Genomic DNA, 10,779 nt, shown 5'->3' on the forward strand with positions numbered 1-10,779 from the left:
CCGTCCCGTGTGCCCGGCCCATACACCGCGGACGCAGGCACGGCGGGCCCGCCGTAGGGGCCATGGGCACGGCGTGGCGAGGTCGGGTCGCTCGGAGCCTGGGTCATGATCGGCTGCGTGAAGACTTCCGGACGTCTGGCCGCCTTCGCGGTCGCGGGCCTGCTCGCCGCCCTCCCCGCGTGCTCGGAGTCCGACGGCCGCGCCGGCGGTGGGGCGGGTGCCCATCCGGGCGGGCAAGCCGCTCCGGCGCAGGGACACGGCACGGTGTTCCGGGGCGGGCGCCCGGGCGCCGCAGGCGCAGGGGACCCGTACTTCCCGGAGCTCGGCAACGCCGGATACGACGCCACCCACTACGCCCTGACCCTGGACTACGACCCTGGCAGCGGCCGCCTCAAGGGCACCGCGGAGATCACTGCGAAGGCCACGGCGGACCTCAGCGCCTTCAATCTCGACCTCCTCGGCATGGAGGTGTCGGGCGCCACCGTCGACGGCCGCACGGCGCAGGTTCGCCAGGAAGGGCAGGAGCTGACCCTGCAGCCGCGTGATCATCTCAGGAAGGGCGCCGCCTTCCGCAGCGTCGTGCACTACGCGGGCACGCCGGAGTCGATCACCCATGACCACGGGTGGCGCGAAGGGTGGTTGAGGACGGCGAACGGGGCGGTCGCGTTCGGTGAGCCGACCGGTTCGATGTCCTGGTTCCCCGGCAATCACCACCCTTCGGACAAGGCCTCGTACGACATCACCGTCACGGTCCCCAAGGAAGTCCAGGCGATCTCCAACGGACAGCTCCGCGCCCGGCGCACCAGCGGCGACCGCGCCACCTTCCACTGGCACCAGGCCGAACCCATGGCCAGCCATGTGGCGACCGTGGCCATCGGCAGCTACGACATCAGGACCTCCCGGACCCGGGCCGGCATCCCGGTCGTGTCGGCGATGGACACGACCGCGAGCGTGGACGAGGACGGAGCGGTCCTAGACCGGTTCCCCGAGATCATGGAATGGGCGGAGGGGAGGTTCGGCCCCTACCCCTTCTCCGCCGCCGGGGTGATCGTCGACCAGGCCGCCGATGTGCCCTATGCCCTGGAGACCCAGACCAGGCCGACCATTCCGGCCGCCGTCTTCCACACCACGAACGTCGTGCACGAGATGGCACACCAGTGGTTCGGCAACTCCGTCACCCCGCGAACCTGGCGGGACATGTGGCTCAACGAGGGCTTCGCGACCTACGCGGAGTGGCTGTGGACCGAAGACCACGGCGGGGCCAGCGCCCAGGACCACTTCGACCGCAACCACGCCAAGGCCGCGGACGACGACGAGTGGGACTTCCCGCCTGCCGAGCCGCCGAGCGCGTCGGACATCTCCGGCCAGCCGGTGTACGTGCGCGGCGCGATGGTGATCCACAAGATCCGCCAGGCCCTGGGCGACGAGGACTTCCGCGCCCTGGTGCGGGGGTGGACCCTGCGCCACCGCCACGGCCATGCCTCCACGGGCGACTTCACCGCGTACGTGGAAGCCAAGGCCGGCCGGGACCTCGACTCGATCTGGGACTCGTGGCTCTACGGCGACGGCAAGCCCGCGTGACGGGGTCGACGCGGTGTCAGGTCCTGATGCGCCGGCGCGCGGTCTCGACGAGGTTCATGTACTTGTCCCAGTCCCACACCGTCCCGGGATCGTCGTGGGTGGACAGAGGGACCTCCACGTGGCCCAGGATGTGGTCCCTGTCGACCGGCACGTCGTACTTCGCGCAGATCGTGGCCGTGAGCACGGCGGACGCCTCGTACATCTTGTCGGTGTAAGCGGGCTGATCGGTCCAGCCCTCGTGCTCGATGCCGATGCTCCGGTAGTTGTACCAGACGCTGCCGGAGTGCCAGGCGACGTCGCGCTCGCGCACGCACTGGGCGATCCGCGTGCCGCTTGCGCTGATCATGTAGTGGGCGGACACCCTCTCGGCCGCGTCGTTGAACTTGGCGAACATGACCGGCATGATGTCCGTCGTCAGGTGGATGACGACGTATTCGATGGGGTACGCCTCGGGACGGTCGGAGGCCGTGTAGTTGGACTCGCAGGCTTCGACCCAGACCGCGGGGGCGTAGTCCACCGAGGAGTCCGTTCGCGGCGTCGCAGGCGGCCCTGCGGCAACCGGGGCCTTGCGCCCGGGACCGGGCGGCGCGGCCTTCGCCTTCTCCTCGGGCCTCATCAGCTGGGGCAGCCCGACAGCGGCCAGAGCCGTACCCGCCGCTCCGGCAGCACCCCACATCAGCCGTCGACGGCTCAGCGGGTTGTCATCCATGGCCACTCCTCATGACGTCGAGCAGGCAGGCAGAAGGACGACGCGCCGCGAATCCCGGCATCACACTGCGCAGGCGGCACGTCCCGTAACCTGATGCTTCACCAGTGCCCGCACCCCGGCAAGCCGGTCCTCCACCACTCGGCGCACGCTCTCACCCGTGACCGGCCCGGCAGAGCCGGAGCGGAGGGGCCCGTTCGGAAAGCGGCGGGGGTTGCACGCGTCCGGGCCCACCCCGCGAGGCGAAGGGGCGGGAAAGGCGTGCCGCGGCACCGCGCCCGTGCGGCCACCGAGGAGGGGCCTCACGGGGCCGTGCGCCGTCGAGAAATTGACGCGGCAACCACTGCGGAACTCCGCTCTGTTCGGCTGAGCGGCACTCGGTCGGGCCCTGTGCCCATACTGAATTGAGGGGAGGAATTCCGACATCCGGGCATGAAGAGCGCGCCGAGGAGGCGAGCCGAAATGACCGTGGAGCAGTTGTCACCAGTCGACAGGGCCTTCCTGGAGCAGATGGAGGATGCCGGTCGGCGGTACGCAAGCCGTACCGGCGAACGCGACGGCCACCTGGAGGCGCTCGAGCGGTACGGCATCCTTCATGCGGACACCCGGGAGCGGGTCGACAGCAGGCTGACCCGTCTGGGCAGCGACTGGGCGATGGCCACGGCGATCGAGCGGACACCGGCGACCGCCACGACCGGTACGAGCCTGGATCTGGACCGCGAGCTGGTGAGCACCGACCTGTTGACGCTTGAACGGTTCATGGGCCGCAACGATCTGATCGGAATCGACTACCTCGAAGTGGGGTTCCTCGCCGCCCGCTCGATCGGCCGAATAACCGTCCGGACCCCCGGTGCGTCCCACCACGGCACCGGTTTCCTGGTGTCCCCCTCACTGCTGATGACGAACAACCACGTGCTGGGCTCGCCCGAGGAGGCGGCCGCCGGAGTGATCGAGTTCGATTTCCAGGCGGGCCTGGGCGGGCAGCCGCTGGTTCCGGTCGTGTTCCCTCTCGATCCGCAGAGCTTCTTCGTCACGCACCGTGACCTCGATTTCACGGTGGTGGCTGTCTCCGACCGCTCCCGGGACGGCCAAGCCCTGGCGACCTTCGGGAGACTGCCCCTCAAGGAGGCTCAGGGGAAGGCCGTCATCGGGGAACTGGTCAACATCATCCAGCACCCCAATGGCGAACCCAAGCAACTTGCCCTCCGGGACAACCGGATCGTGGACGTGCTGGACGACTTCGTGCACTACTCGGCCGACACGGCGCGCGGCTCCTCGGGCGCTCCCGTGTTCAACGACCAGTGGGAGGTCGTGGCCCTGCACCACGCGGGAGCTCCCCGCAAGGACGGCGACGGCAATGTGCTGGCCGTCGACGGAACCCGCTGGCATCCGGGCGTGGGAGAGCACCGGGTGGACTGGAAGGCCAATGAGGGCGTGCGGGTCAGCCGCATCCTCGGCGTGATCCAGCAGTTCCCTCTGTCCGGCGCCGCCGCAGCGCTCCGCGCGGAGCTGTTCGCTGCCGGCTCTTCCCTGCATCCCGTGGAAGTCTCGCCGCCGACGGTCGGGCCGGACCGGATGAACGGCGCCGCGTCCCGGAACGGGGCTTCGGACCGGCGCGGAGAACGGCACGCCACGGCAGGAACGGTCCGCTGGAGCGTCCCCCTGCACATCAGTGTCAGCCTCGACGGCGACGCACTGCAGGACCGGGTCTCATCACCCGCTGCGGGTCCGGTGCCGCCTGCGACCACACCCTCGTACGGGGGAGTGCCCGACGGGATCGGAAGGATCGACGGTCAGTCGCCCGCCGAGCGGGACCTGGCGGCCGCCATGGCCAACCTCGCGGCCTTCCGCGCCCGTCCCTACTACGACGAGGCAGCGGACCTGAGGGCACGCGACGACTACTATGCGGGCCTTCATGTCGGCAATCCCACGAGCCTGCGCCTCGCGCTCACCGAGCGCCTGGAGTCCACGCACGAGCGCCGGCCCGCGTACAAGCCGATGCGCCTGCTCTACCCGTGGGTGGACCTGCACCCCGACGAGAAGCTGCACGGCATCTACTCGGACAAGGGCTTCACTCCCCAGGAACTCATCGAGGCCGACGCGGCGGTGGAGGCCGCCCGGATCGGACGCTGGCAGGAGTTCATGCTCCATGAGGGCGCACCCGGCCGGGAGGCCATCGAGGCCGAGTTCGACCTCCTGGAGGCGTCGCTGCCCTTCAACTGCGAACACGTCGTGCCCCAGTCCTGGTTCGCCAAGAAGGAGCCGATGCGTGGAGACCTGCACCATCTCTTCGCCTGCGAGTCGACGTGCAACAGCTTCCGCGGAAACATCCCCTACTTCGACTTCGCGGACTTCGACGAGGTCATCCGGCCCGCCTGCGGGCGGCGGGAGCCCGGACGGTTCGAGCCCTCGCAGGGCAAGGGACCGGTCGCCAGAGCGACGCTCTACTTCCTCCTCCGCTACCCGGGCAAGATCGGCGACGAGGCGCGCGAACTCCAGCGGACCGGTCTCGAGGTGCTGCTGAACTGGCACCGAGAGCATCCGGTGGGCGTCTACGAGCAGCACCGCAACGCGGCGATAGCCGAGATGCAGGGCAACCGCAATCCGCTGATAGACCACCCGGAGTGGGCCGAGGAGATCGACTTCGCAGGTGCCTGGCCCTGAGCCGACGGTCCCGTCAGGTACGGCCGCCACACCACCGGAACAGGGGCTGCGGGAGCTGCCGCAGGCCGTCGTGAAGTGGCCTGCGGCAGAGCGGCGGGCCGGCCGCCGAGGGATCGCGACCGGACCGCCGGAGCGGACCGTCGGGGCCGGGCTGCCGGTACCGGGCCGGCGCGACGGGCGGCGGGGCCGGGGCCCGATACCGGACCGGCGGGGCCGGGTTGCCGGTACCGGGCCGGCGGTCAGCCCAGGAGTCGTCGGGCCTGCCGCACCGCCTCGGACAGCTGCCGGACCTCCGGGTCCTCGGTCCGCTCGGCCAGTCGGGCGGTGATATCCGACAGCCTGCCCAGACCGACCGCGCCCGGGACCGGGTCCCAGCCGCCTCCCCGCTCGCGCAGCGACGAGGCCAGGTACGCCGCCGCGGCCGTGACCTGGAAGCGGGGCGCGGCCTGCTCCCAGGCTCCGCCCGTCAGCTCGGCGGCCTCCACCCGGCCGGACTCCTCGTGCGGAGCCCGGCCCTGGGGGTCGAGCCACCGGACGGTGGCGGTGGCCACGTGACCGGAAGCGCCCGGCCTCAGCCGCACCGCGTACAGCGCGGTCACCGTGTGGCCAGGGCCGACCTCGCCGCCGTCGACGAAGTCGTCGCGAAAGGCGTCGTCCGCCACGCGCCGGTTGTCGTATCCGATCAGCCGGAACCTTTCGACGTTGCGCGGGTCGAACGCAACCTGGGCCTTGGCGTCGCGGGCCCGCAGTTCGACCTGGGCGGGCAGCTCATCGCAGAAGACCCTGCGGGCCTCCTCCTCGTCGGAGACGTAGACGGTGTGCCCGTCGCCCTTGTCGACCAGCCGTTCCATGAAGGAGTCGTTGTAGTCGCTGCCCACGCCGACCCCGAAGAGGGTGATGCCGTGGTCGCGGCGGGCGCCGTCGATCCGCTCCAGCAGGGCGTCGGCGGAGGTGGCGCCGGTGTTGGCGAGGGCGTCGGACAGCAGGACGACGCGGTTGGTGGCGCCGGCCCGGCGGCCTTTGACCGCGGTGTCGTAGCCGCGGGTGACGCCCGCTTCCACGTTGGTGGAGTCGGTGGGGCGCAGTCGGTCGACGGCCTCGTGCACGCGCTTGCGGTTGCCGTCCAGGCGGGTCATCGGGAGCCGGGTCTCGGCCTCGCCGCTGAAGGCGACGATGGCGACCGAATCGTCGCCGCGGAGCCGGTCGGTCATCAGGTCCAGGGACTTCCGGACCAGGTCGAGGCGGCCGGGTTCGGCCATCGAACCGGAGATGTCGACGACGAAGGTGAGGGCGGCGGGCGGTCGCCGGTCGTTGCCCGGGCCGGTACGGGTGGCGAGTCCGACGCGCATCAGGGACCAGTCGGCGGCGTCGGTGCGGGCGCCGTCGACGGTCACGGAGAAGCCGTTGCCGTCCGGCTGCCGGTAGTCCTGACGGAAGCTGTTGACGAACTCCTCCGGGCGGACGGTCGAGGGGTCGGGGAGGTTGCCGTCGGCCAGGGTCCGGCGGGCATAGCCCCAGCTCGCGGTGTCCACGTCGAGGGCGAAGGTGGAGAGGTGGTCCGTGGGCGGTGCCCCGGTGCGGCGACCGTCGTCCTCGCCCTGCGCCGTTCCGTCGGCCCGGTCGGCGGTGCCGGGCCCGCCCTGGGCCGGGGCCGGGGCGGGGTGGCCGCCGTGGCTCCCCCGAGATCCCTCCTGGGAGGTGCCGCCGCTGCGGTCGTGGCCGCTGTCGGAGGCGCTGCACCCGGAGAGCAGCACCGCCCCGGCGGCGACGACTGCGAGCACGGCAGGCATCGCCGGTCGGCGGTTGCGGTTGCAGCCGGGGTCGCGGCTGCGGTCGCGGCTGCGGTCGCGGCTGCGCTTGCGCAACGTCATGGGGTCCCCCTTAGGACGATCGGTGTCTGCGAATGTGACGTCCGGGAAGGCGAGTTGGACCCGTCGAGAGTGTTGCGAACGCGTCTCGAAAGGGCAACGGGGGGCGGAACGTCAGGCTCTGGCGGAGATCAGGACACGATGACGTCACGGAGGGCAACCCCCGGCGACGCGCCGAGCGGCCCCGGGGAACCCGGCCCTGCGCAATCGTCGGCCACGGCGGGGTCCCGCCGGGGGGCACGGGGGCCTGCGTCGGCCCGCCCGTCCGCCCTGTGCGGCTACCAGGCGGCAGGACGGTAGTCCTTGAGGAACACCGCATGCAGGGGCCGACCCGCCTCGCCCTCGCGGATGGGGTGGTAGACACGCGCCGCGCCGTCGACGACGTCCAGCGGCGGCCTCCATCCCGTCTCCGCGTGTCGTGCGCGGGCGGCTGAGGGCTTCTCGTCGGTGACCCAGCCGGTGTCGACGGAGCAGCAGTGGATTCCTCGTGAGGCGAGAGCGGCGGCGCTGGTGCGGGTGAGCATGTTCAGGGCGGCCTTGGCCATGTTGGTGTGCGGGTGGTCGGGCGACTTGTTGAGGGCGCCGAACTGGCCTTCCACCGCGGAGACGTTGATCAGGTAGCGGGCGGGGTGGGGTGAGGCCTCCATCAGCGGCAGCAGTCGGTCGGCGAGCAGGAACGGGGCGACCGCGTTGACGAGTTGTACCTCGATGAGTTCTGCGGCACTGATCTGGCCGAGCTGCAGGGTCCAGGAGTTCATCGGGGCCGTGTCGGGCAGCAGTCCTGCCGCGTCGACCGCAGCGCCGATACCCACGGGTATGCCGGCTGCGGTGGAGGCCGGTGGGCCGCCTGCGGTCAGGGCGAGGCTCGGGCTGCCGGGCACGACGAAGCCGGGGGCCGCCCAGTGGCGCGCGGCCTGCAGCCCGGCGGACTCGGCTGCGGCCAGGGCCGCGTACGCCTCGGGTGCGCGGCGCAGCGTCTGTGCAGCGTTGTTGACGAGGATGTCCAGCGGGCGGGCACGGGCCAGCTCCTGGTCGGTGAAGGCCAGTACCTGACGCGGGTCCCGCAGGTCGAGCGCGGCGATGGTCAGTCGATTCCACCAGCGGTCGCGGTCCGGGGCGGCGGCGAAGCGGGCGGCGGCGTCGCGGGGGAAGCGGGTGGTGACCGTCAGGTCGGCGCCGTCACGCAGCAGCATCAGGGCGAGTTCGTGGCCGATCTTGACGCGGCCGCCGGTCAACAGCGCGCGGCGTCCGGTGAGGTCGGTGCGCGCTGTGCGCTGCTCAAGGTTGGATGCGGCGCAGGGCATGCACAGCTGGTGGTAGAAGGGGTGAACTTCGCGGTAGTGGTCCTTGCAGATGTAGCAGCGCTGGCCGCGGCGCAAGGTGCCGAGGGACCCGGGCCGCTGGCCGGCGGGCGTCGGCGTCTCCGCGGACGGCTCGGCGTCGGATCCCGCTTCTGTGAGCTGCCGCGGGCCTCGCGACGGGGCGGGGAGGGCGGTGTCCATGATCCGGTCGCGGGCTCCGGTGGCCGTGGTGGCGAGGAGCGCGGCGTCGATCTCCCGGTCGCGTACGCGTGCTTGGGCCCTGCGGTCGCGCCGACCGCGCCGGAGGAGGTTCTTGGCGGCTCCTTCGATGCGGCGCCGCTGCGTGTCCTGCGCCGGCAGCTCGGCGGCCTGCTTCAGGAGTTCCAGCAGGTTCTCCACGGACTCGCTGTCCATACACGTCTTCGAATTCACCGCCCCATTCTCGGGGTCGGCCGGCTCGTCGCGGCCTGCCGCCCCTCAGGAGCGATGAAGGCAGCCGCCGGGCCGGGGCCCCGGGCTCAGCGCCATGACTGCTGACCAGCACCACGCATGCGCCTGCTGCTCAGAACACGGGGACGGCCCGCCGCTTTCCTCCGGCGCTCCGGCTCCGGCGGCGTGGAGCCGGAGCCGTCCGATACGGGGGGCAGCCCAGGACGAGCGGGAACCGCATTGCCACGTCGCGCACTTCGGCCCGCTGTATGTCGGTGGGCGCACTGCCGCCGAGGGTGGATGATGCGGGTAACGCCCTCCCGGCGATCCGCTCCAGCGTGGCGCGGGAGCGGACCAGGCCCTCCTGCGGCGGCCGGGTCCTCTCCTACGGGAGGCCGGCGAACAGGCGGGGGTGGCGCAGCGTCCACTCCCGTACGTACGCGCCGAGGCGGTCGGCCACGGTGAGGAACTCGTCGCGGGCGTCCACCCCGGCCTGCGGATCGGCCGGTTCGGCAGCCCGGTCGGCGCCGTGGTGCGGCGGCGCCGCGGCGGACCAGCGCGGGAGTCCGCCGCCAATGTCATCGCAGTGGGCCGGCGATTGCCGTGAGCGCGGCGAGGTGGTGTCGGTAAGCAGTTGTACCGTCCTCGGTCAGCCGCAGCCAGGTCCGCGGCCGACGTCCTACCTGACCCTTCTCGACCGTCACCCAGCCCGCTTCCTCCAGGCGCGAGACCTGCTTCGACAGTGCGGAGTCGGTGATTTCCACGAGATCTCGCACATAGGCGAACTCGGCCTTCTCCACCACCGCGAGGGCTGCGACGATCGACAGACGTACGGCCGAAGCAAGAAGGGGGGCGAGTGCGTGTCGCGGGTGAGGGCCCTGTCCCACGGCCGTCGACGGTGCCGGCTTCATACAGCGCGCGCTTCCCGCATGGCTGCCGCGGCGGCGGGGAGGGCGCACGCCAGAGCGGCTACGACCGCGAAGGCGACACTGTCCACGAGAACCGTGCAGCCGAGCGCGAGGGTCAAGACGTAGGCACCCGCCCAGGTCCCGATCACTTTGAGGTGCAGACTGCCGTAGCCGTGCGGAACGACAGGCTGCCTCGTGGCGAACAGGGACAGCCCCATGACCACAAGTGCGTTCGCCAGCGTGCTGACCAGTGTCCCTGTCGGCCCGTGCCACAGCAGCACGGCGGGAACCAGGACCAACTGCCATACGGCAAACAGCCACAGGTAGCCGACATACCAGCGGCTTCGCACCCGCGCGGTCGCTTCGATCCGCGCAATCCCCTTCAACGCTGCGGCCGCATCGTTGTGTTCGCCCATCGCGCACCCCTCCCGTCGTCGCCGGGACCTCCCCGTACTCCGCCCCGGCATCTACTTGCCAGAGTAGCAACTACTTGCCGACGTGGGGATCTTGCTTCGCTGCGCGAGGCCTCCCGGAGCAAAGTGGCGAGCTGCGCTCCGCTTCGCGGGCGGCCCTGGGATCCACCTGCGGGCGACGGCTGGACGTGGATCAGGTCGCCGGCTCTGGGGACACGCGTCGGCTCGGTGGCCGGACTCGAAGAGGTCCATCCCGCTGCTCCGGGCCGCTTGGGACCCACCGGGGCAGCGTCACGGTGCCCGGGCGCCGCCCTCCGGCGTCAGTGCACAGGCCCGGCGGGAGCGAGGTGGGGCCTGTGCATCACCCGGGGGCCTTGGCCAGGCCGTCGAACGACTGCGCGCCCTCGAGAGGTGTCAGGGGACGGTGACGAAAACGCTGTGCCGGCCGCTCGCCCCGTCGGGGATCGTCCGCGCGCGCTGCTCGGTCTGGACCTGGCCGGTGCCGTCGGTGGCGCGGACGGTGATCGTGTGTCCGCCGGGTGCGGCGTTCCAGCGGTAGGACCACTGGCGCCAGGTGTCGGCGGTGTGCCGGGCGCCCAGGTCGGCGTCCTGCCACGGTCCTTCGTCGATGCGGACCTCGACCCGGGTGATGCCGCGGCGCTGGGCCCACGCGACGCCCGCGACCACGACGGTGCCGGCGGCGGGACGGGCGAAGGGCTTGGGGGTGTCGATGCGGGACTGGGTCTTGATCGGCGCGCGGCGGGCCCACTTCCGCTTCACCCAGTACGGGTCGTAGGCGTCGAAGGTGGTCAGTTCGATGTCGGTGATCCACTTGCATGCCGACACGTACCCGTACAGGCCCGGGACGAGCATGCGGACGGGAAAGCCGTGGTCGAACGGGAGGGGTTC

Annotated in this window: 8 protein-coding genes; 2 read left to right on the forward strand and 6 right to left on the reverse strand. The window is 71.5% G+C overall.

The genetic code is table 11. From position 1 onward, the window contains the following. The first annotated feature begins 105 nt into the window (after nucleotides 1-105). Entirely contained in the window at nucleotides 106-1,581 is a 1,476-nt protein-coding gene (locus ACZ6JS_RS30265; protein ID WP_469302626.1) for a M1 family metallopeptidase, read from the forward strand. Nucleotides 1,582-1,597: 16 nt separating this feature from the next. On the opposite strand, the gene ACZ6JS_RS30270 is transcribed toward ACZ6JS_RS30265, so the two are convergent. Continuing rightward, nucleotides 1,598-2,290 carry an N-acetylmuramoyl-L-alanine amidase gene (locus ACZ6JS_RS30270; RefSeq protein WP_469302628.1) on the reverse strand — a complete coding sequence of 231 codons (693 nt, stop codon included), beginning with the start codon at nucleotides 2,288-2,290 and terminating at the stop codon, nucleotides 1,598-1,600. A 459-nt stretch (nucleotides 2,291-2,749) separates the two neighbouring features. Here ACZ6JS_RS30270 and ACZ6JS_RS30275 point away from each other — a divergent pair, with 459 nt between their 5' ends. Next, nucleotides 2,750-4,951 carry an endonuclease gene (locus ACZ6JS_RS30275; protein WP_469302630.1) on the forward strand — a complete coding sequence of 734 codons (2,202 nt, stop codon included), beginning with the start codon at nucleotides 2,750-2,752 and terminating at the stop codon, nucleotides 4,949-4,951. 239 nt (nucleotides 4,952-5,190) lie between these two features. Here ACZ6JS_RS30275 and ACZ6JS_RS30280 read toward each other — a convergent pair whose 3' ends face one another. The 5 genes from ACZ6JS_RS30280 to ACZ6JS_RS30300 form a co-directional block, all read right to left on the reverse strand. Continuing rightward, nucleotides 5,191-6,741 (reverse strand): vWA domain-containing protein, encoded by a 1,551-nt coding sequence (locus ACZ6JS_RS30280; RefSeq protein WP_469302666.1) that lies wholly within the window; start codon nucleotides 6,739-6,741, stop codon nucleotides 5,191-5,193. Nucleotides 6,742-7,097: 356 nt separating this feature from the next. Beyond that, nucleotides 7,098-8,552, reverse strand: a complete 1,455-nt coding sequence (locus ACZ6JS_RS30285; RefSeq protein ID WP_469302632.1) for an SDR family NAD(P)-dependent oxidoreductase — start codon at nucleotides 8,550-8,552, stop codon at nucleotides 7,098-7,100. Nucleotides 8,553-9,127: 575 nt separating this feature from the next. Then, the gene (locus tag ACZ6JS_RS30290) at nucleotides 9,128-9,460 is read right to left on the reverse strand and encodes a winged helix-turn-helix domain-containing protein (RefSeq protein ID WP_469302634.1); all 333 of its coding nucleotides are present in this window, start codon (nucleotides 9,458-9,460) and stop codon (nucleotides 9,128-9,130) included. After that, on the reverse strand, nucleotides 9,457-9,873 hold the full coding sequence (locus ACZ6JS_RS30295; RefSeq protein ID WP_469302636.1) for a hypothetical protein: 417 nt from the start codon (nucleotides 9,871-9,873) through the stop codon (nucleotides 9,457-9,459). Before ACZ6JS_RS30295 ends, ACZ6JS_RS30290 begins: the two co-directional genes overlap by 4 nt. A gap of 411 nt (nucleotides 9,874-10,284) precedes the next feature. Further along, nucleotides 10,285-10,779: molybdopterin-dependent oxidoreductase (locus ACZ6JS_RS30300; RefSeq protein WP_469302637.1), on the reverse strand; the 495-nt coding region annotated here is incomplete at its 5' end.

This window comes from Streptomyces sp. NPDC046349 (assembly GCF_055587885.1).

Coding starts and splice junctions, on each gene's coding strand:
- ACZ6JS_RS30265 (WP_469302626.1), top strand. CDS start 106: ATGATCGGCTGCGTGAAGACTTCCGGACGTCTGGCCGCCTTCGCGGTC.
- ACZ6JS_RS30270 (WP_469302628.1), bottom strand. CDS start 2,290: ATGGATGACAACCCGCTGAGCCGTCGACGGCTGATGTGGGGTGCTGCC.
- ACZ6JS_RS30275 (WP_469302630.1), top strand. CDS start 2,750: ATGACCGTGGAGCAGTTGTCACCAGTCGACAGGGCCTTCCTGGAGCAG.
- ACZ6JS_RS30280 (WP_469302666.1), bottom strand. CDS start 6,741: ATGCCTGCCGTGCTCGCAGTCGTCGCCGCCGGGGCGGTGCTGCTCTCC.
- ACZ6JS_RS30290 (WP_469302634.1), bottom strand. CDS start 9,460: ATGAAGCCGGCACCGTCGACGGCCGTGGGACAGGGCCCTCACCCGCGA.
- ACZ6JS_RS30295 (WP_469302636.1), bottom strand. CDS start 9,873: ATGGGCGAACACAACGATGCGGCCGCAGCGTTGAAGGGGATTGCGCGG.